The organism is Paenibacillus taichungensis (assembly GCF_047302525.1).
Taxonomy (GTDB): domain Bacteria; phylum Bacillota; class Bacilli; order Paenibacillales; family Paenibacillaceae; genus Paenibacillus; species Paenibacillus taichungensis_B.
On the sequence record NZ_CP168020.1, the window covers coordinates 3,626,399 to 3,646,588 of the forward strand.

17 protein-coding genes and 1 pseudogene are annotated in these 20,190 nt (G+C 41.4%); 8 read left to right on the forward strand and 10 right to left on the reverse strand.

Annotation, left to right across the window (positions count from 1 at the left end; genetic code table 11):
- The first annotated feature begins 201 nt into the window (after positions 1 to 201).
- The 3 genes from ACDJ58_RS16140 to ACDJ58_RS16150 all read left to right on the forward strand — a co-directional run bounded on the left by ACDJ58_RS16140 (position 202) and on the right by ACDJ58_RS16150 (position 4,020).
- Positions 202 to 2,556, forward strand: a complete 2,355-nt coding sequence (locus ACDJ58_RS16140) for a helix-turn-helix domain-containing protein (protein WP_413371894.1) — start codon at positions 202 to 204, stop codon at positions 2,554 to 2,556.
- A 169-nt stretch (positions 2,557 to 2,725) separates the two neighbouring features.
- A complete protein-coding gene (locus ACDJ58_RS16145) occupies positions 2,726 to 3,553 on the forward strand; it encodes a helix-turn-helix transcriptional regulator (protein WP_413371895.1) in 828 nt (275 codons plus the stop codon).
- 128 nt (positions 3,554 to 3,681) lie between these two features.
- Positions 3,682 to 4,020, forward strand: coding sequence for a cupin domain-containing protein (locus ACDJ58_RS16150; protein WP_413379692.1), 339 nt, complete (start codon positions 3,682 to 3,684; stop codon positions 4,018 to 4,020).
- Between the two features lie 138 nt (positions 4,021 to 4,158).
- Here the strand turns inward: ACDJ58_RS16150 and ACDJ58_RS16155 are convergent, their stop codons facing one another.
- Both ACDJ58_RS16155 and ACDJ58_RS16160 read right to left on the reverse strand, forming a co-directional pair.
- Entirely contained in the window at positions 4,159 to 6,654 is a 2,496-nt protein-coding gene (locus ACDJ58_RS16155; RefSeq protein ID WP_413371896.1) for an FAD-dependent oxidoreductase, read from the reverse strand.
- Positions 6,651 to 6,965, reverse strand: a complete 315-nt coding sequence (locus tag ACDJ58_RS16160) for an ArsR/SmtB family transcription factor (protein ID WP_113054312.1) — start codon at positions 6,963 to 6,965, stop codon at positions 6,651 to 6,653. The genes ACDJ58_RS16155 and ACDJ58_RS16160 overlap by 4 nt, the downstream gene beginning before the upstream one ends.
- Positions 6,966 to 7,608: 643 nt before the next feature.
- On the opposite strand from ACDJ58_RS16160, the pseudogene ACDJ58_RS16165 reads away from it, so the two are divergent.
- The 4 genes and pseudogenes from ACDJ58_RS16165 to ACDJ58_RS16180 all read left to right on the forward strand — a co-directional run.
- A pseudogene (locus tag ACDJ58_RS16165) lies at positions 7,609 to 7,755 on the forward strand (NAD(P)H dehydrogenase); the annotation flags it as partial.
- A 205-nt stretch (positions 7,756 to 7,960) separates the two neighbouring features.
- Positions 7,961 to 8,575, forward strand: coding sequence for a TetR/AcrR family transcriptional regulator (locus ACDJ58_RS16170; protein ID WP_063562634.1), 615 nt, complete (start codon positions 7,961 to 7,963; stop codon positions 8,573 to 8,575).
- A gap of 75 nt (positions 8,576 to 8,650) precedes the next feature.
- Entirely contained in the window at positions 8,651 to 10,165 is a 1,515-nt protein-coding gene (locus ACDJ58_RS16175) for a DHA2 family efflux MFS transporter permease subunit (protein WP_413371897.1), read from the forward strand.
- 186 nt (positions 10,166 to 10,351) lie between these two features.
- On the forward strand, positions 10,352 to 11,062 hold the full coding sequence (locus ACDJ58_RS16180; RefSeq protein WP_413371898.1) for a DUF421 domain-containing protein: 711 nt from the start codon (positions 10,352 to 10,354) through the stop codon (positions 11,060 to 11,062).
- 198 nt (positions 11,063 to 11,260) lie between these two features.
- On the opposite strand, the gene ACDJ58_RS16185 is transcribed toward ACDJ58_RS16180, so the two are convergent.
- The 3 genes from ACDJ58_RS16185 to ACDJ58_RS16195 form a co-directional block, all read right to left on the reverse strand.
- Positions 11,261 to 11,737, reverse strand: coding sequence for a PTS glucose transporter subunit IIA (locus tag ACDJ58_RS16185; RefSeq protein WP_413371899.1), 477 nt, complete (start codon positions 11,735 to 11,737; stop codon positions 11,261 to 11,263).
- Between the two features lie 52 nt (positions 11,738 to 11,789).
- Entirely contained in the window at positions 11,790 to 13,253 is a 1,464-nt protein-coding gene (locus tag ACDJ58_RS16190) for a glycoside hydrolase family 1 protein (RefSeq protein WP_413371900.1), read from the reverse strand.
- A 144-nt stretch (positions 13,254 to 13,397) separates the two neighbouring features.
- Positions 13,398 to 14,777 (reverse strand): PTS transporter subunit EIIC, encoded by a 1,380-nt coding sequence (locus tag ACDJ58_RS16195; protein ID WP_413371901.1) that lies wholly within the window; start codon positions 14,775 to 14,777, stop codon positions 13,398 to 13,400.
- A 150-nt stretch (positions 14,778 to 14,927) separates the two neighbouring features.
- Here ACDJ58_RS16195 and ACDJ58_RS16200 point away from each other — a divergent pair, with 150 nt between their 5' ends.
- Complete coding sequence (locus ACDJ58_RS16200; RefSeq protein WP_413371902.1) at positions 14,928 to 15,920, forward strand: AraC family transcriptional regulator; 993 nt, start codon at positions 14,928 to 14,930, stop codon at positions 15,918 to 15,920.
- A gap of 142 nt (positions 15,921 to 16,062) precedes the next feature.
- Here the strand turns inward: ACDJ58_RS16200 and ACDJ58_RS16205 are convergent, their stop codons facing one another.
- The 5 genes from ACDJ58_RS16205 to ACDJ58_RS16225 are packed head-to-tail and all read right to left on the reverse strand — an operon-like array spanning position 16,063 to position 20,155.
- The gene (locus ACDJ58_RS16205) at positions 16,063 to 16,197 is read right to left on the reverse strand and encodes a hypothetical protein (RefSeq protein WP_413371903.1); all 135 of its coding nucleotides are present in this window, start codon (positions 16,195 to 16,197) and stop codon (positions 16,063 to 16,065) included.
- Positions 16,198 to 16,208: 11 nt separating this feature from the next.
- Complete coding sequence (gene arsA / locus ACDJ58_RS16210) at positions 16,209 to 17,972, reverse strand: arsenical pump-driving ATPase (RefSeq protein ID WP_413371904.1); 1,764 nt, start codon at positions 17,970 to 17,972, stop codon at positions 16,209 to 16,211.
- Between the two features lie 17 nt (positions 17,973 to 17,989).
- On the reverse strand, positions 17,990 to 18,355 hold the full coding sequence (arsD, locus tag ACDJ58_RS16215; RefSeq protein WP_413371905.1) for an arsenite efflux transporter metallochaperone ArsD: 366 nt from the start codon (positions 18,353 to 18,355) through the stop codon (positions 17,990 to 17,992).
- Positions 18,356 to 18,410: 55 nt separating this feature from the next.
- The gene (arsC, locus tag ACDJ58_RS16220; protein WP_413371906.1) at positions 18,411 to 18,830 is read right to left on the reverse strand and encodes an arsenate reductase (thioredoxin); all 420 of its coding nucleotides are present in this window, start codon (positions 18,828 to 18,830) and stop codon (positions 18,411 to 18,413) included.
- Between the two features lie 29 nt (positions 18,831 to 18,859).
- On the reverse strand, positions 18,860 to 20,155 hold the full coding sequence (locus ACDJ58_RS16225; protein ID WP_413371907.1) for an arsenic transporter: 1,296 nt from the start codon (positions 20,153 to 20,155) through the stop codon (positions 18,860 to 18,862).
- Between the last annotated feature and the right edge of the window lie 35 nt (positions 20,156 to 20,190).

A 20,190-nucleotide genomic window follows, 5' to 3' on the forward strand; every position in this document is an offset into this window, starting at 1 on the left:
AAAGTAATCGGCTGTCTCTACTTAATCGTAGATGGGGCTATCCGCAGTGTCCATTTCAAATATCAGAAATAGGTTTCATAATGCGGCTTCGGCCTTTCAAAAACAATAAAGGGCTTTCATTTTTTAGAACAAGTAGTACCATTTTTTAAAGTAATGTCCTATAGTTAAGAGGCAATTTAGCAGCAATGGAGGAATGAATACATGCGAACCACCTTGAGCCGGCTCATCCGGTATAAAACATTCCAAAAGCTCACGGGCTCGTACTTTCTACTCATTTTGGTCACCATTAGTCTACTCTCCAGTGTTCTCTTTTCTCTTTTTTCAGACAGCGCTGTTAAAGAGATCGATCGCAATTCCAAGGCGATGCTGTCCCAGGTCAGCTATGCATCCGATGTTGTTTACAATCAGGTCATGACAATTGGAAGCGCTCTCATAAACGACCCGAAAATTAAAGGATTTCTGAACAGTAAGAAAGAAGATAAAACGGAAAATTACCATATTTTGCAGCAACTTTCGCAGATTAAAAGCGCCTATCCGTTCATCCACAGCATTGGGATCTACCGTTCTTCAACCGATACAAATGTGGAAACTTCCGGATTTTCGTTCGACAAGTCTTTGTATGCGAAAAGTGCCAAGCAATACATGGAATTCTATCCGCGAAAATTAACCGTGGCAGGATTCAATAATAACAATCCCTTTCGATTTCTGACCTTCTTACTGTATCCGGACTACTCATTTCTTTCCTCTGCCAATCCGCTTATTTCCATCAATGTGGAGGAACAGTCGATACTGACAACAATTCGCAAGATCGCCAGGGCTGATTCCATGAGTAACGTGTTTGTCATGAACAGCCAAGGACAAGTACTGTCCCATACCGATTCCGAACTGTTTCTTAAGGATCTATCGCAAGAAGAATATGTTCAGCGAATTCTTAGCGAAGGAAAGTCAGAACATAGCTTCACAACGGCAATTCTCAAAAAGAAACATCTAGTTACCTATGTAAAGTCAGCAGAAATGGATTGGTATTTTGTAAGCGTGGCCCCTTACGAGACCTTGATTTCCAACATCCACAAGCTGCGAAACGTTACCTTAATTGTAACCGCGGCGCTGGTGTTGGCCGGTCTTCTTATATCAATCTTTCTAACCAAAAATATGTATAAGCCAATGTCATCCTTATTTGATACAATCAAGCAGAAATCTCCACCTATGCCTAACTCTCACTCCATAGACGAATATAAAATTCTAAATGAGGTATTCACAACGCTGGAGGAGAAGGAACGTTCGATGAAATTTGTGCTGCACCGCTCCTCGCAAACAGTCCGTGAGCATTATTTGCAGGCACTTCTGAAAGGAAATATCTTTAATATTGCCATTCCGAGAGAGATTGTCAATGACATTGATGAGCAGCTACCCGGACCTTATTTTTGTACAATGGTATTCAAAATCGACGAAATTGAAGCGGTAAAAGAGAGGGTAAGTATCGACCAGCAGTCTCTTCTGCGGTTTGCACTCGGCAATATTGCAAAGGAAATTCTAGAGGTATTCGGAGCCTGCGATCTGTTGATTACGGATGAAAATGAGGTTGTGGCGATCAGTCAGTACGAAATAGATGAGCTCCCGGATGGTTTGAAGGAAGCCTTACGCAGCGTGCAGGGTTTCCTGAAGCGGTATTTCAAACTGACGGTTTCCATCGGAATCGGAGATATGGTATACGGCAGGAAGAACATCCAGCAATCCTACATCTCGGCCCAGCAATATGTGAAGTACCGGCTGATCTACGGGAAGGAGTCCATTTTAGATTTCGCGATGACACGTCATCACTTCATGACGACCTTTAGCTACCCCATTGCTTTTGAGAAAAAGCTAGTTGAGGCGGTTCAAATGAGGAAACAGTCCGTTATACAGGAAAGAATCGAGGAATTTACCGAACTAGTCACCTCTGGTTCCAGCAATCAGGTAACTACATACAGTATTCAATTGCTGCTTTCTCTGCTTAAGCATTTTGACTACCTGAAATCTTTGCCGGATACCAATTTCAACGAATACCTAGATGCAATCACAGATATCGAAGCCGCGGAGACCCTGGAGGAAATTAAACGCATCCTTAGTGACTATTGTGCAAAATTATGTGCTCTGATCGATGAGAAAAATCACTGGCTCAACGCACAAAAACACAACAAAGTGATTGAGGAAGTACAATACTATATCCGCGACCATTACCCGGAACCGAATCTATCACTTGAATTAGTTTCCAGCTCTGCTGGTCTGTCGCCTAGCTATCTCGGTAAGTTGTTCAAAGGCTCCACCGGCCAATCCTTCAGCGAGTATCTGAATCATACGCGGTTAGAGATGGCACGGGAACTACTACTTACCACCAAAGATACAGCTGCCAAGATCAGCGAAGCGGTCGGGATGTACAACATCACTTACTTCTCCACATTGTTCAAAAAAAAATACGGAGCCTCTCCTTCCGCTTACCGCGAGCAGGCCGCTATAAGACGAGTCGAGGGTGATTTATATATTGGAAATGAAAAGAATGAAGTCAATCGGGGATAATGCTGATTGATGTTTATAAGATGCCGCACCCGCTGGTTAAAATTGCTCAGGTGCGGTTTTTTTATTTTATAGGTTGACAATGATAATCGTTATCAATAATGTGGAGTGAGTTGTACAATAATTAATCTCAGAATCATCGGCAACCTACTATCGAAATGAGGCGCGCAACGTGAAAATAAACGTGAATCAGTTAGCAGAACATTTTGCACACATTCCTTTTCAAGTAGAAGGAATATATCGATATGCTACAAATCCAGGAGTGCCTCACGCTGATTATACCGATTCTTTTCCCGGATTTGTGTTTCCCCTTACAGGAAAGATACAATTTCAATTTAATGGAACGCCTTATATCCTTTCGCCAGGAAAAGTGGTGCATGGTGGTGCAAAAATGAAATTGGATGAAAAAACGTTTGATAACTCCAACTGGGAATATATCCTTGTTTTATACCGGATATGCAGCTCGGAACTAGATGAGTCAAGCTTTTCCCATCAGCATTTTGAATTATCAACGGGACAATCTCCTCGTCTTATCGAATTAATTATGCAGCTTTGGCATGTGTACAATCAAGGTGGTGGCATTTCGATGTTTCAGACTGAAATGCTGTTTCGTGATGTACTAAACGAAGCCTTAATAAGTGTGGCGAATAGACAAATGAGCAGTGAATCACAGGCTTTATTCGAACGGGTATCTAATTATATTCATGAATACTACTATCATAGCCTTACCATAGCATCGCTCGCAGAACAATATAACGTTAATCGAAATCGACTTTCTTACATATTTAGAAAACATGCAGGCATGGGGCCTGCAGAATATCTATTAAAACACCGTCTCAACATGGCGCAAAACATGCTATTTACAAGTGATGTGCCAGTACAGCAAATTGCACAAACGGTTGGAATTGCTGACCCCTTTTATTTTAGTAAAGTGTTCAAGAAACAATTTGGATTTTCTCCTACTGAATATCGACGGAAGTTCATCAATAATCCATGCTAACTTCAACAGGCATCCATTTTAAAGCGAAAATTAAATCAGTATACTTATGGCAGACCAAGGAAACATCATCATGTCTTGAATTGCGTATGCAGCATTATATTGAAGGTGAAAAATAAGGAGGGATTACTATCCATTATCAAGCGATTAAACTAAGCGAGGAACTATCTAAATCAAACGATAATTGGTCCCCCCAATTAATTGGTGAAATGAATGACTATCAATTTAAGATCGTTAAGATTACTGGGGATTATGAATGGCACGTTCATCCCGAAACCGATAAGTTATTTTTCGTGATTGAAGGCGAGATGATCATTGATTTTCGTGATGGTCAGGTGAGAATCTCTAAGGATGAGATGTTTATTGTCCCGAGGGGTCTTGAGATCAAACCCTCTGCCGAAAAGGAATGTCATATCATGTTGATGGAACCTAAAAGTGAAGGAAACACTCGCGGGACTGAGTCCGCATAAATAGCCTTCAATGGTGCGTGGAACTTGTGTTTTTTATTGAGTTAACTTTCCCCCGCAAATTTTAACGAGAAAGGCAGCCAATCTATTCCGGCTGCCTCCTCGTTTATTCGGTCGATAAACCGTTGTTAGACTTAAAAATTAAATAAATAGATTATGATTTGCATGAGCTGCCTGCCCCAGATAGTAACCCACTCCACCAATGTTAACCGAATCCATTAATTCTTCTCGCTGAATGCCCATTAAATCCATGGACATCTGACAAGCGACAAACTCAACTCCCTGCGCAGTTGCGGTCTGCATCAATTCTTCCAGAGAAGCAACATTATTATTCTTCATAATGCCACGAATAATCTTTGGGCCAACTCCGAGCATATTCATTTTGGACATGCCTAGCTTGTGGCTGCCGCGCGGTAACATTATGTCAAACATGCGGCCGATCATTGTTTTGGACACAGGCTGCGGCTGATGCTTACGAATAATATTTAATCCCCAGAATGTGAAGAACATTGTTACTTTACGTCCACTTGCTGCTGCCCCATTTGCAATAATAAGAGAAGCAATCGCTTTATCTAGATCGCCACTGAAGACAACCAACGTGCTGGCAGGCTCCTCTTTAGGAATTTCCATAGCTGAAGATGCGGTCTGCATGGTATTCTTCGCAATTACAGCTTCAATAATACCGCCTTTGGATCGTTCCAAGTGTATAAGTGAGGAGCCAGACATCGTTGCCCATGCTTTCACATCTTCATAAAATCCTGGATCGGAAGCTTTCACCCGCAGGGTCTCTCCATTCGATAGTTGATCCATTTTCTGCTTAAGTTGTATCAGCGGACCGGGACAACTTAAACCGCACACGTTCAACTCATTATCAATACGCTGTGGCTCTGCAGAGATTGGATTGGAGAGCTCCGTTTCCTTTAAGGCATGTATCGGCTTACTCTGATCCTGTCTGCCATTATTATCATGGTTTTCGGTAGAAAATGGAGCGGGCTTAAATTGTGCTTGGCGGTAGGTTTTATAACCTCCACTCAGATTTTTCACATTAAAGCCATGCTGACGCAAAATCTGCGAAGCCGTATATCCACGCAGACCAACCTGGCAGTATACCCAGATATCTTTGGTTGAGTCTAATTCATCTAACCGCTGACGAAGCTCATCCACTGAAATATTTATGGAGTCCGGAATATTCCCATTGCGATGCTCCAGCTCACTGCGTACATCCAGCAATATCGACTGCTCCGGCTGGCGTTCAGATAGCTGATCATAAGTGAACGTTTCAACACGTCCAGCCGTAATATTTTCAGCTGCGTAGCCAGCCATATTAACTGGATCTTTCGCTGAGGAATACGGTGGCGCGTAACTCAACTCGAGCTCTGTCAAATCACTGATGTGACCTCCAAAATGAATGGCCACAGCAATGTCATCAATCCGCTTATCTACACCGTCATAACCAACTGCTTGTGCGCCTAAAATTTTACCTGCCGGTGTAAACAGCAGTTTAAGAGTAATCGCGCTGGAACCCGGATAATACGATGCATGAGAGGCAGGATGCACGATTACAGTTCGATAATCGATGCCGAGACGCTTTAGTGTTTTCTCATTACTGCCTGTAGTTGCTCCGGTCATTCCAAACACTTTAATAATGGCTGTCCCTTGTGTTCCTTTATAGATGGAACTTAATCCGGCGATTCGATCTGCAACAATTCGTCCCTGTTTGTTGGCAGGTCCAGCAAGCGGAATAGCTGTCTTTGTGCCATGAATGGTTTCAGTTACTTCGATGGCATCGCCAACAGCATAGATATGTGGCACACTGCTCTCGAGCGCTTCGTTGACAATAATATGTCCACGTGTTCCCAGGGAAACTCCGCTATTTCTCAGAAAAGCTGTATCTGGAGTTACTCCTATCGCAAGAATAACCAAGTCAGCTGTCAGAACATGACCATCAGCAAGCTCAACACCAATGCCCTGCTCAAGTACCTGAAAGCCCTGTACACGCTGGGAAAACAGCAATTTCACTCCATTTTGCTCCATTTCCTGTGCCAATGCTGCTGCCAGTTCAGGATCAAACGGAGTGAGCAATTGACCATTACCCTCAACCAACGTTACATCCAATCCGGCTTCCTTTAAATTTTCTGCCATTTCAACACCAATAAAGCCTCCACCTATAACAATCGATGATACGTTGTTAGATGAACTTATTTGCTTCTTGATGCGATCAATATCTGGAATGCTACGAACTGTATAAATCAGTGGATTATCCGTACCCGGCAGATCGGGAATGATTGGCTTGGCACCTGGTGACAAAATCAACTCGTCATAGCTTTCTTCATATTGACCGCGCTCCTGGCTTTGCACCTGAACTGTACGAGTGTGCGGATCAATAGCGACGACCTCGCTTCGTGTACGCACATCAATATTAAAACGATCAGCCATACCTTTAGGAGTTTGTACCAGCAGACGCTCCCGATCCTCGATCGAGCCACCAATATAATAAGGTAAGCCGCAATTGGCAAACGATATATAGGGTCCTTTTTCAAATATGATAATTTCGGCATGTTCATCCAGACGGCGCAGACGGGCAGCTGCTGATGCACCACCCGCTACTCCGCCCACAATCAGTACTTTTTTACTCATGATTCACAATCTTCCTCTCCAAACAAAATAGGTATCATCTGTTCAATCCGTTGGTCGGCAAGCACATAATTTACTTCAAGGCCATTGCGCTCAGTCGCTACAATACCTGCACTACGCAACTTCTGCAAATGCTGGGACACTGTTGATTGGGGAAGGTCTAGACACTCCTGCATATATGAAACATTACATTTCTTTTTTCGCATCAACCCGCGCACAATGCACAGGCGAATTGGATGAGATAAAGCTTTCAGTAAATTAGCAGGTTCATCGAACTGTTTTAAATTAGTGCTATCAAAAGCTTCAGTATTCAAAAATACCCCTCCTGAATCGTTATATCGTAATATTACGATATTTAAATTGGAATGTCAAAATTATTTTCATCCCCCTATCTAACTTCCACTTAGATTCTGCAGAATGTGGCATCAAATAATATTAGACCCAGTAATACCAAGACCTTTAAGAAAAGCCGATAAACACACAGAAGCTGTGGTGTTTATCGGCTTTTTTAACTGCCCCTATATCATGAATGAATAATTCGTGTTCTTCGGAATCAATATAAAATTAAAGACCTGATAAGAAAGAACGTACACAGAACACCCAGCAATAGAAACATCATTGCTGACTGACGTTCATTCTTCCACAATCGAATTGTATTAGCAATATTCAAAATTACCAATGCAAGCATATTAATTCTAGTATTCATTTCAAAAAAATTAATACACAGTAGAATAAACACCACTATCCCGACAAAAAGAAACCATATCGGTATATTCTTATTAAGCCGTTTACTCATTTCATTCCCCCTTTTAAAATTTATATTCTATCTCTAATAGGGTATTCTTCAACTTTATTGAAATACCTTTATAATTTTAAAAAAGTGGGAAATCGTAGGCATCCACGCTTGTCACGGAAATGAGGGCTTTAATCCCCACCCGTAGCCGTTAACTCATACTCCTGCTCAATGTGGGAATTGCCGATTATTGCGGTGTTTCCAGTTCCAAGGTTGAATTTTTATACGAAACGTTGGATTCCGAGCCCATGCACTATGAGATGCTTCTTAACCAAGTTCATCACTTAGGGTTGAATTATGCCAAAGCGTAAAAAATTGGTCATTGAGATATGAGCTAATTTCTGATATAAGTTTAAGATTTCATTTAACTTTTCCGAACAAATTTTTCGGTTCTTTGCCTTTCCTTCATATGACACGGTGTCATTTTTATTGTTGACTTGTGACACAAGTGTCATATATAATTCATTAATCAGCAATTGTGACACAGTGTCACTTAATAAGATTGGAGGATCATATTTGCCCAAAAAAACATTTTTTCACTTATCGAAAGATAAACAGGACACTTTAATTCAATGTGCCAAAAGGGAATTTTCTCGAGTTCCATTACACGAAGCATCCATTGCCAATATCATCAAAGACGCGGGGATCTCTAGAGGAAGTTTTTATCAATACTTTGAGGAAAAAGAGGATCTGTATTATTACCTGTTGAACCAGTCCTCACAAAAAAATAGTGACCGATTTATCGCAGCTTTAAAGGAGAACAACGGAGATATATTCGAAGCTTTTATCGATTCATTTCAATTTATGATTCAGAATCACACCAATCAAGAACACAAAAACTTTTTTAGAAATGCCTTTTTAAATATGAATTATAAAACGGAAAAAACATTTACGAAGAACATTTATGAAGAAAATCGGGATAGCCATCTTTTACCTATCATTGGGTTAATGAATACGGAAACTTTAAATATACAAGGGGACCGAGAATTGCAGCATATTTTAAAAATCATTATAGCTGTAACCTTTGATAACCTTATTCAAATATTCGTAAAAGATTTAACCTATGATGAAGCTTTAAAAAATTATGGTGAGCAAATGGAACTGCTAAAAAAAGGATTTAAAAAAATTTAATAAATAGATGTTTATACACAAATATTTAAACGACTAAGGGATTAAATGAAGTGTAAAAAAGGAGAAAAGACATATATGGATTCAGCTTTACAAGAAAAAAAACCACCCTATTTAATGATTGCGATTCTTTTTATTGGTGCATTTGTTTCATTTCTAAATAACTCGCTCTTAAATGTAGCGCTGCCATCCATCATGGTGGATTTGAACATTAAAGACTATTCCACAATCCAGTGGCTTTCTACTGGCTATATGCTGGTCAGTGGTATATTGATTCCGGCGTCAGCATTTTTATTAACACGTTTCTCAAATAGAAGCTTGTTTATTACTTCTATGACCATTTTCACTTTAGGTACGGCCATAGCAGCCGTTGCACCAAACTTTGGTATATTGCTTACAGGAAGAATGGTTCAAGCAGCAGGCTCTTCCGTAATGGGACCCCTGTTAATGAATATTATGCTGGTAAGTTTCCCACGCGAAAAACGCGGAACAGCAATGGGTATTTTCGGATTAGTTATGATTACAGCCCCTGCAATCGGGCCAACATTATCAGGTTTTATTGTAGAGTATTATGACTGGCGTTTACTTTTCGAAATGATTTTACCGTTAGCCGTCATTAGTTTACTGTTAGGGATTTGGAAATCCAAAAATGTAATGGAGCAAAACAAAAATGCAACACTGGACTATTTCTCGATCATATTATCTTCCATCGGTTTTGGTGGTTTGTTATATGGGTTCAGTTCTGCAAGTTCAGATGGCTGGACAGATCAAGTTGTCTTAATCACTTTAATCGTTGGAGCTATTTCCCTGATCACTTTCGTTGTCCGTCAATTGAAAATGGAGACACCATTATTGGATTTACGGGTTTACAAGTATCCGATGTTTGCCCTTGGCTCTGTTATTGCGATTGTAAACGCAGTGGCGATGTTCTCCGGAATGATTTTAACACCGGCATACGTACAAAACGTAAGAGGTATTACACCACTTGATTCAGGTTTAATGATGTTGCCTGGTGCGATAATCATGGGGATTATGTCACCCATTACAGGTAGACTATTTGATAAATATGGTCCACGTGTTCTTGGCGTAATCGGGCTTACGATTACAGCTATCTCAACGTACATGTTGGCAAACCTACAAATCGACTCGACTCACACATATATTATCCTTGTGTACACTCTGCGTATGTTTGGTATGGCAATGGTGATGATGCCTATTATGACAAACGGCCTGAATCAATTGCCAACACGCTTAAATCCACATGGTACAGCTGTCAACAATACAGCTCAGCAAGTGTCCGGTTCGATTGGTACGGCTATTCTGATTACGATTATGAATTCGGTGACAAAAACAAAAGCTGAAGATTTAATGACTGGTGTTGATCCAACAACTTTGACAGCAGCCAATAAAGCTTTATTAACCCAAGAAGCGTTATTAGCCGGAATCCAATATTCATTCTATATCGCACTTGGCATTAATATTGTTGCATTAATATTAGTTTTCTTCATTAAACGTGCGGAAGTAAGTGATGAACCTGTCGAGGCTTTAAAAAATCAGCAGGGTAACACTAAATCTAAAACCGCAGTAAACTAATTAAAAGCATTTGATCAAAAACAATACAGACAATATCAAAGAAAAAAATAAAAATGGAGCCTACTATCTTAAGGATAGTAGGCTCCATTTTTACTTTCTCTAAACTTTCATGTTATGTATGTTTTCAATCTAATCGACCGGGTAAATATTCATCAATGATTTGTTCATTTGGGAGGTTAGATAAATATGTTTATGGAATTAACCATCAAACTAGTGATTAGCTTTTTTGGGCTATGGGCCATCACTTTTATTACTGGTAGAAAAACGCTCAGCCAACTTACACCACTAGACTTCCTATCTTCATTAGTACTCAGTGAAATTGTAGGGAATACGCTTTATGATGATCAGGTCAACATATCTCAACTTATATATGCATTGGCAGTCTGGAGTGCCCTCTCTTACCTTTTTGAGAAAGTAACAACCCGATTTGTAAAATTCGGCTATGTAGCAGAAGGCCGGGTTGTTCTTTTAATTGATAATGGAGAGGTAAATCAAAGCTTGCTCAAGAAATATGATATTGAGTTTAAACAATTGCTATCCATGCTTCGAAAACAGAATGTTTTTTCGCTTCAAGAGGTCAAACATGCCGTCTTAGAAACAGACGGGTCTCTGTCCGTCCTTCGCAAACCTGAATATGAACCACCTTCTGCCCAAGATTTGGGCCTCGAAGCACATTCCGATAGTTTTGCTATTACAGTGATTGATAAAGGGGAATTACTGAAAATGTCGATGAGAGGAAAGGAAATTGATACGGATAAGGTACGAATCGAAATGCAAAAACAGGGATATGACAATATTAAGGGTATAGCTTACGCGGAGTATCGCGAGGATGGAACGCTTTATATTATACCGAGAAAGAGAAAGAAAAACCGAACGATCATTAGAAATATGACATAAAAACTTACATTCCCCCTCTACCTAAAGAGCTCCATTACGTCCGTGCTTGTCCTATTAGTATTATTGAGAACCACATCATTTAACCACTAGACGATAAGCAACCTGTAGCCGTTTAATAGGCTACAGGTTGCTTATCTTAAAAAATGTTAGTATTACTTCTTAAAAAAGTATAATTCCTGTAGAGAGTTTTCTTGGGTTTCAATACTTAACCTCAATCATCAAGTCTGGTCCCTTGCCTAAAACCTGTACCCCTTTCACCATTTCTTGGCCGTTTGGAACAATAACAGGACTCAATAGGTCATAACCGGCCGTCTTGATTAAAGGAATATCAAACTCAAGCAGCACTTGACCTTGTACGACACGATCTCCGGTTTGTACATGAGAAGTAAATCCTTCACCTTTTAAAGATACCGTGTTCATGCCGACATGAATTAGAATTTGAACACCAGAATCGTGCTCAAGAATGAGTGCATGCTTGCTCTTCTCCATGATATGGGCAATCTTACCCGAAAATGGCGCTGTCACTTTCCCTTCGGAAGGTTCAACTGCAAATCCGTCGCCCAACGCTCTGCTGGAAAAAGCTTCGTCTTCTACCTCATCCAAAGAACGAGTTGTACCTTGAATTGGGGAAAAAATCTCCATTGTATGTTCTTGTTTTCTTTTAAATCCAAACATGTTGTTTCCTCTTTTCCTTAGCAGAAGTCTGCCTCTAATCCCATTACTGTCTTTAATCTTCTAAATGCTCACCGTTACTTTTGATACAATTCTGATACCAATAAAAAGAATCCTTTTTATATCGTTTATTCGTACCCTGTCCGCGGTCATCCCGATCAACGTAGATTACACCGTAACGCTTCCTCATTTCGATCGTACCGCAGGAAACAATATCAATAATCCCCCACATGGTATAGCCGATTAATTCAACTCCATCAATAATAGCCTCTTTCATTTGTTTGAAATGTTCCTTGAGATAGTCAATCCGGTAAGGATCATGAATCTCGCCTTCATTCAATTCATCAAGGGCACCTATTCCATTTTCCGCAATGAAGATGGGCAGTTGATAACGATCGTACATTTGGTTTAAAGAAACCCTCAGACCAATCGGGTCAATTTGCCAGCCCCAATCACTTGCTTTTAGATACGGATTTTTGTTTCCTGTCACTAGGTTCCCACCGGTTCGATCCCAGTTTTTATCGGTTGTCGCTACCATGGACATATAGTAAGAAAAACTCAGGAAATCAACAGTGTATTCCCGCAAAATATTATCGTCATCAGCTTCTTTATGGATATTTATGTCGTTGTCATTAAAGTAACGTTCCATATAAGCGGGATACTTGCCTCGCGCCATAATATCTGTATAAAAATAGTTGGCATATTGTTCGTCTAAAATGGACTGCATTACGTCTTCCGGCTTACAGGTCGCAGGGTACGTCGTGAAACGGGCAATCATACCGCCTACCTTAGAGCCCGGGATGATCTCGTGCGCCAGCTTAACGGTTAGGGCATTCGCTATGAATTGGTGATGTAGACATTGGTAAATTGCATTTTCATAGTCTTCTTCCTGATCTTTTATCAAGCACACACCGTTATAGGGGTTAAACTTGCCGGCATTGATCTCATTGAATGGCAGCCAATAATCCACCCGATCTCCCAGTCTTTCGAACAGCACTCTGGCATATCGCAAATAAAATTCGATGGTTTGCCGATTTTTCCAGCCGCCGTATTTCGTAACCAAGTTAACCGGAATATTGTAATGCAGGATTGTGGCAAAGACTTTCATTCCTCTTTTGCGACATTCATCAAACAAATCAATGTAAAACTGTATACCTGTCTCATTCGGCTCTGCATCATCACCGTTAGGAAAGATTCGAGCCCAGTTAATGGATGTCCGGAAGATTTTTAATCCTAGTTCTTCCATCAATCTTAAATCCTCTTTATAGTTGCTGTAAAAATCAATTCCCCAGCGAAATGGGTAATGGGTCATATCTTTGTCCAATAATGCTTGCTTGAACCGCTCACCAGTCATGTTGATGTTACGATGATGGTCACGCTCCTCTTTGGTCCAGTTGCTGTCAAAATAACGCAAGTCTTGGGTATCCAAACCTTTTCCGCCTACGTCATAGGCACCGTCCGCTTGGGATGCTGAAATTGCCCCACCCCATAAGAAATCTTCCGAAAATCCTGTTCTCATATTCATATCCTCCAATCAATATTTACATTTTTCTATTTTTGAATGGGGTTTAACCAGAACCCTCATCCTTATCATATAAAGACTTAAGGTGATCGAACAATGTCAAAAGATCAAATAAATATAACAAAAAGTAAGATTGTAAGTCTAATGTTTAGATTTTTTCAACAGCACGGTTGTTAAGAAGTAGGACAGTACAAAACTGATGATGGCGCCGATAATTGCATACACAAGATTCATCGCATGATTTGGATCTGCAAAAATGGGCAAAGTCAGTAATCCAGTCGGAGCAAGAGCCAGTCTCTTAACTCCCATAAGGCCAACAAACAAACCACTAATTCCTCCGGCAACCAGTACGGCATAAAATGGTTTTTTCAGCTTGAGATTCACCCCGTAAATGGCAGGCTCTGTTATGCCGAGGAGAGCGGTAAAAGCTGCGGAGTTAGCCAATACTTTAAAATCCGGATCATTCTTGACATGTCTGCCCACCGCAAATGCAGCTGCGCCTTGTGCAACGTTAGCTACCAGAAATCCGGCGCCAATCATATCGAACCCATAGGTTGTAATGGATTGAATGACAATGGGTATGGTAACAGCGTAATGCATACCCAGCATGATAAATACCGGCCCGAAAATACCAAAAATGAATGGTAAAATCCACACGAGATGGTTATTCAAAAAATTGATTCCCACTGCAACATATGTTCCGACGATGTTACCTAGTGGAGCTATAAAAATTAGGGCAACTGGTGCCATTACAAGTAATGTGATTAACGGTTTCATGAAGAAACGAACTGATTTTGGGGTTACCCGATCCGCAAACCGCTCAACATAAGAAGCAGCCCAAATCACCAAAATAATCGGGATAACGGATGAACCATAGCTTACCAAGGATACGGGTATCCCCAAAAAGTAAACAGGGTCTTTGGCTTCTACCATAGCCACAAAACTCGGGTGTAATAGAACGCCGCCTAAGGATACAGCCATCATTGGATTCATCTTAAATTTGTTTGCTGCTGAGAATGCCAGCATAACTGGCAGGAAATAAAAAGCCGCATCTGTAACAAAGTTAAGAATGGCATAGGTTTGTGTTTCTTTAGACATGAGATGAGTCATCGTTAAAATGATGAGAAGCGTTTTGAGCATTGCAGCCCCAGTGATAGCAGGCAGTATGGGCGTGAAAATCCCAGAAATCGTACCCAACAAACGCGAAATGACAGACTCTTTTCTTGCAGAGACGTTTGAATCTTCGGTTTTGATCTCTTTCTGGTCAGAAGTGTTATCGCTTAACAATGGAACGATCTCATTGTATATTCGCGCCACCTCTTGTCCTACGATAACCTGGAACTGTCCACCGCTGTTAACCACACCAAGGACACCAGGAATTGCCTTCATCTTCTCTTGATCTGCCTTAGCTGAATCTTGGAGTGTAAAACGTAATCTTGTAGCGCAATGCGTTAACTGGTTGACATTCTCTCTGCCCCCGATTTCTTTTATGATGTTACTTCCTGTACGCTTGTAGTCCATATCTTCTTCCCCCTATTCCCTGACTTAATATCACTTTTCAATTTGCGGAAAATGTATGACCAGTGATACACTTAAATTGTAAAAGGCTTTGGAAGCGGTAACAATATCATAAAGAAAGCTATACTATATCAAAAGGTAAGGTTGAGTGATATGGACTATAACCAATTGGATTTTTTTCTAAAATCATACACCGATAGTGAAAAAAAGTATTTGGCTAATCCGGATGCGGTAAGCCCGATCTACCAAAATATGATTCAGGTAGATGTCCGGGGGCATATGGTCTATCGCTTTAAACCTCTAAATGTCATTGAAACCGGAATCGCCATAAGTAAGGACTCTCGCTTTACTAGCGTTCCTCTTTACGTTCATACCAATGTCAATATGAACTATATATACTCAGGAGAATGCACCTATGTGGTGGATGATAAAACCATAACTTTAAAGGAGGGTGATGTTTGTATTTTTGATAAAGACGTTATTCGTATGAAGAACAAGATCGGGGAAAACGATCTTGTCATCAATATCAGTATGAGTGACCAATTTTTATCAAGTAATTTCCTCAGTCGATTAGCTAAACAAAGCATTGTATCCAACCTAATCCTTTCAGCAATATCCAACAGTCAAAATCATGATAACTTTCTGATCTTCCGTACAAAAGGAAACCATAAAATTAAACGCTTGTTTGCCGATTTGCTTTGTGAGTATTATGACTTGCGTATGTACTCAAGTGAGATTATCAATTCGTATCTGGTGATTATTTTTACAGAACTGCTGCGTATATATCAGGATGATTCCGAAAATCAGAAAATTCAGTTATCAAACGATTCTTCAGGCAATATAGTTGATATCCTGCGCTACATTGAAAAGGAATATTTGAACTGCACTTTAACATCATTATCCAAACAGTTTGGTTATCATCCGAAATACCTTTCTTATCTTATCAAGGAAAAATCCGGAAATAATTTCAAAGAACTTCAGGTTTCTTTGAAATTGAAGTTAGCTTGTTATTACTTGGCTAATACCTCATTATCGATTCAAGAAATTGCAGAGAAGGTTCAAATCAGCAACCTGAATTCGTTTTATCAAAAATTCGGAGTGACTTACAATATGACGCCAAAAGCTTATCGTCAGGCTCATAGTTAACTGATTTGGAGAGGAACGTATGAGACCACATCATTAGCTATGGTCTATGCATCATATTCTTGCCAATGAATTCAAATTGTAATAAAAAAAGCCGCTGATCTGTTCAGACCAGCGGTGGTACCCTTTGCTTTTTGCGTTATGTTTAACAGCAGTTTGAACCCCCACTAATGACGAGTCCAAATCCATCAGCGTATTGCTCCACTTCTAGAGTTATTGACTCTACCGTAGCTGCTAGTTCAGGATCAATGGCTACACGGATCGCGTTAATTTCTTGCAACACATCGTTCTCTAAACTTCAGTCCACTTTTTCAAGCTGTCATAACCAACGGCTTCTTTGGGTTCCCACGGTATAATCACGGTATGGTCATCAGAAGCTTTCTGGATCTTCTTGATCCAATCTCTCTCAGCTATTGCTCGACCTCGCAGAATCGGATCTGTTGTGTCCGTTGCGGCAAAGCTCTGATTAATTGCCCACCATTTGGTAGAAATATTTGCCCTTTGCAGATCTTGCTCCAAACGGGTAGCCTCATAATAGGGTGTAGCTTCTGCCAGTGTGACAATCACAACACTCGTTTCGTTGGGATCCCGAAGACGTGGAAGCAAATTCTGAACAGCAGCCGGTATCGCACCTGCTGAACGTGCGATCTCCTTATGGTATTCTTCCGTTGCATCCAGAAGAAGCAAGGTGTGTCCAGTTGGCGCCGTATCAATTACGACAATCTCATCACTGCTTCGTTCAACCAAATTGGCGAACGCACGGAAAACTGCAATTTCTTCTGTACAAGGGGATCTTAAGTCTTCTTCCAAGTAGGCTAAAGCATCTTCATCTAACGAATCCTTGTTTTGCTCCAGAACCTCTTGCTTATATCGCTCCAACTCGATCTTCGGATCGATACGGCTCACGCTGATGTTGTCTGTCTCTTTTTCCAACACATGACCCAAATGGGAAGCGGGATCAGTTGTGCTTAAATGTACTTGGTGACCGCGCTCTGCCAGACCTACTGCGATGGCCGATGCGACAGTCGTTTTGCCAACTCCCCCTTTTCCCATAGTGAAGATCACTCGGATACCCTTACGTTCCATATCTTCTACCAGATGTTGCAAAGGCAGAGCCGATGATGTATTTATGATTTCCTCTTCAACTAACCGAATTTTTGGAGTATCAAAGAAACGTCGCAAATGTTCAATCCCGGTGATGTTAAACGGCGCTAGTGGAATTTGATAGGTTGGAAGCTGTTTGACAGCTTCAGGAAGCTTCTCTAGTGCACCCACCTGACGACCGTAAAAAGCGGAAGAAACCATATCCTGCTCCACAACGGAAGAAAGCAACCCATTCACGACTAATATCTGGTTTTGAATACCAATCTCTCGAAGCTCTTCCGATGCCCGCGCAGCTTCTTTCAACGGAGAATCATCCGGGCGAGTGACGAGGATAAGTGTCGTTTCATTTCGATCAGACAACGTTTTGACAGCTTCCTGATATAGATTTTTTTTGGCTTCCAGACCCGCAAGTGGCCCCAGGCAGGAAGCCCCATGCGTACTTTCGGATAAAAATCCGCTCCAGGCGGTGGGCAATTGCAATAAACGAAGGGTGTGCCCTGTTGGTGCTGTATCAAACAAGATGTGATCGTACCGTTCGCGCAGTTCCTTATTGGTAAGCATGGAACTAAACTCGTTAAAAGCAGCAATCTCCACGGTACACGCTCCCGATAACTGCTCTTCCATTGTTGCAATAACCGCATCTGACAAAACACCGCGATATGGATCAACCACTTCGGCTTTGTACTCTCCCGCAGCTATTTCGGGATCCAAATTGGCTGCATCCAAATTATTGATTCCAGTTACAGGTACGGGATGATTAGATAAAGCCATGCCGAAAACATCCTGTAAGTTTGACGCTGGATCCGTGCTCACCAGCAAAACACGCTTTCCCGAATCGGCAAGGGATACGGCTGTTGCACAAGCCGTTGACGTCTTGCCCACGCCCCCTTTCCCAGTAAAAAATAGATACGGAGTTAGAGTGATGGATCTCGGTTCAAATCGGTTTAACATGTTGAGACCCTTCTTTCCTAGTGTTCAGATTTGGTGTTCACTTCGAGACGTATTCTCGGTTTGGCTACCAGTTCTTCTTTAGTCAGACCTGTCCATTCAACTAATTCTTCATTGGTAGGATAACTTTTTTCCTTTACGACCTGGCCATCCACAATGATAATAGGCAGCACCTGGGGCCCCTTTTCAGCCAGAAGCTGTCCAACCAGTGGACTTGTTACAAAGGCATCTGGCTCACTTGTCAGGTTGTAACGCGATACCTGAAATTGTTTCTTTTGCAAATTATGAACGACAGCAGATACACGAATAAGTTCTGGATCAACACCTGGACCGCATACTCCTGAGGAACAGCACATGGCAGGATCATAGATCTCCATTGTTTTCATTTCAAACACTCCTCTCAAATGTGAAAACCGGGAAAGATACTCCCGGCTTTTTGTGTTATTTGCCAGTTTCAGCGAACGTCTTTATGCGCTCCCCAATCTGGTCACGAACTCTTTGGAATACAGCCCATTTCTCTTCTTCTGTACCTTGCGCTTTCGCGGGATCATCGAATCCCCAGTGTTCTCGCTTCACTTGTGGAGGGGTCATTGGACATTTATCTGCCGCATCCCCGCATAATGTGACGACGAAATCTGCACTGTTCAGTAGCTCTGAGTCAATGATGTCCGAAGTTTGGCTTGAAATATCGATACCTACTTCGTTCATCGCTTCCACTGCTTTTGGATTCAAACCGTGTGCTTCGATTCCTGCGCTATAAATGTTCCAGTCCTCACTCAGATATTTCTTGGCCCAACCTTCAGCCATTTGGCTCCGACACGAGTTGCCTGTGCATAGGAAATAAAGTGTTTTTTTGCTCATGTTCATCATCTTCTCCTTGTTGTTTGAATTTATAGAATGCTTAACCACAGATATAGACCCACTAGCGTAATGAGTAGAGTCGGAACTGTGATAATGATACCTGTCTTAAAGTAGGTGCCCCATGAAATCTTGACGCCTTTGGTGCTGAGCACATGAAGCCAGAGCAGTGTTGCCAGTGAACCAATCGGTGTAATCTTGGGACCTAGATCGGAACCAATAATATTGGCGTAGATCAACGCCTCCCGAACGGTTCCCGTAGCAGTTGTTGCGTCAATGGCGAGTGCGTCAATCAAAACCGTAGGCATATTGTTCATCAGAGATGAAATGATCGCAGCAATAAAACCCATACCAATCGTTGCGACAAACAATCCTTGATCTGCCACGGCCTGGATGGCTACGGCCAGCAGATCCGTCAGACCCACGTTACGCAAGCCATAGACCACGACATACATACCGATAGAGAAGAATACGATTGCCCAAGGCGCTTCCTTAACGACTACTTTAGTCGGTACAGCAGAGCTTCGAGAAGCCATAATCAGGAAGAATATAGCCACGACTCCTGCCACAATAGATACAGGCACACCAACAAATTCACTGCCAAAGTAACCGACGAGCAGGATGCCAAGTACAATCCATGACAACCTGAACATCTTCAGATCTTTGATCGCTGTTACAGGTGCTTTCAGTTCACTAGCATCAAACCGTTTGGGAATGCTTTTCCTGAAAAAGAGATACAACACGCCGATACTTGCAGCCAGTGAAAACAGATTAGGAATAAACATTCTGCCTACATACTCCATGAACGTAATACCGAAGAAATCGGCAGATACGATGTTTACGAGGTTACTTACAACCAGTGGCAATGAAGTTGTATCCGCAATAAATCCGCTGGCAATAATGAAGGGAAACACTTTTTTCTCATCAAAATTCAGTGCGCGGACCATAGCCAGAACAATTGGGGTCAGAATCAGTGCTCCTCCGTCATTGGCAAAGAAAGCAGAAACTACAGCTCCTAAGATTGAGACATATACAAACATACGAACACCTCTGCCATGAGCTGCCTTGGCCATATGTAAAGCTGCCCATTCGAAGAAACCGATACGATCCAAAATCAATGAGATGATAATAATGGCCACAAAAGCAAGTGTCGCGTTCCATACCATTTGCGTAACATCCCAAACATCCTGGAAATGAACTACGCCTACAAGTAACGCCAGAATTGCTCCGCCACAAGCAGACCACCCTATGGACAGGTTTTTAGGCTGCCAGATGACGAGCACTAACGTTATCAAAAAGATAATGCAAGCAAGAAAAGTAGAAAACAAACATATACGCCTCCAATCAAATTAATTACATTTAC

Bases quoted from the DNA above. Each gene is read 5' to 3' on its own strand.
- arsD (WP_413371905.1), bottom strand. From the start codon at position 18,355: ATGAAAACAATGGAGATCTATGATCCTGCCATGTGCTGTTCCTCAGGA.
- ACDJ58_RS16195 (WP_413371901.1), bottom strand. From the start codon at position 14,777: ATGGACTACAAGCGTACAGGAAGTAACATCATAAAAGAAATCGGGGGC.
- ACDJ58_RS16180 (WP_413371898.1), top strand. From the start codon at position 10,352: ATGTTTATGGAATTAACCATCAAACTAGTGATTAGCTTTTTTGGGCTA.
- ACDJ58_RS16175 (WP_413371897.1), top strand. From the start codon at position 8,651: ATGGATTCAGCTTTACAAGAAAAAAAACCACCCTATTTAATGATTGCG.
- ACDJ58_RS16155 (WP_413371896.1), bottom strand. From the start codon at position 6,654: ATGAGTAAAAAAGTACTGATTGTGGGCGGAGTAGCGGGTGGTGCATCA.
- arsA (WP_413371904.1), bottom strand. From the start codon at position 17,972: ATGTTAAACCGATTTGAACCGAGATCCATCACTCTAACTCCGTATCTA.
- ACDJ58_RS16185 (WP_413371899.1), bottom strand. From the start codon at position 11,737: ATGTTTGGATTTAAAAGAAAACAAGAACATACAATGGAGATTTTTTCC.
- ACDJ58_RS16190 (WP_413371900.1), bottom strand. From the start codon at position 13,253: ATGAGAACAGGATTTTCGGAAGATTTCTTATGGGGTGGGGCAATTTCA.
- ACDJ58_RS16140 (WP_413371894.1), top strand. From the start codon at position 202: ATGCGAACCACCTTGAGCCGGCTCATCCGGTATAAAACATTCCAAAAG.
- ACDJ58_RS16200 (WP_413371902.1), top strand. From the start codon at position 14,928: ATGGACTATAACCAATTGGATTTTTTTCTAAAATCATACACCGATAGT.
- arsC (WP_413371906.1), bottom strand. From the start codon at position 18,830: ATGAGCAAAAAAACACTTTATTTCCTATGCACAGGCAACTCGTGTCGG.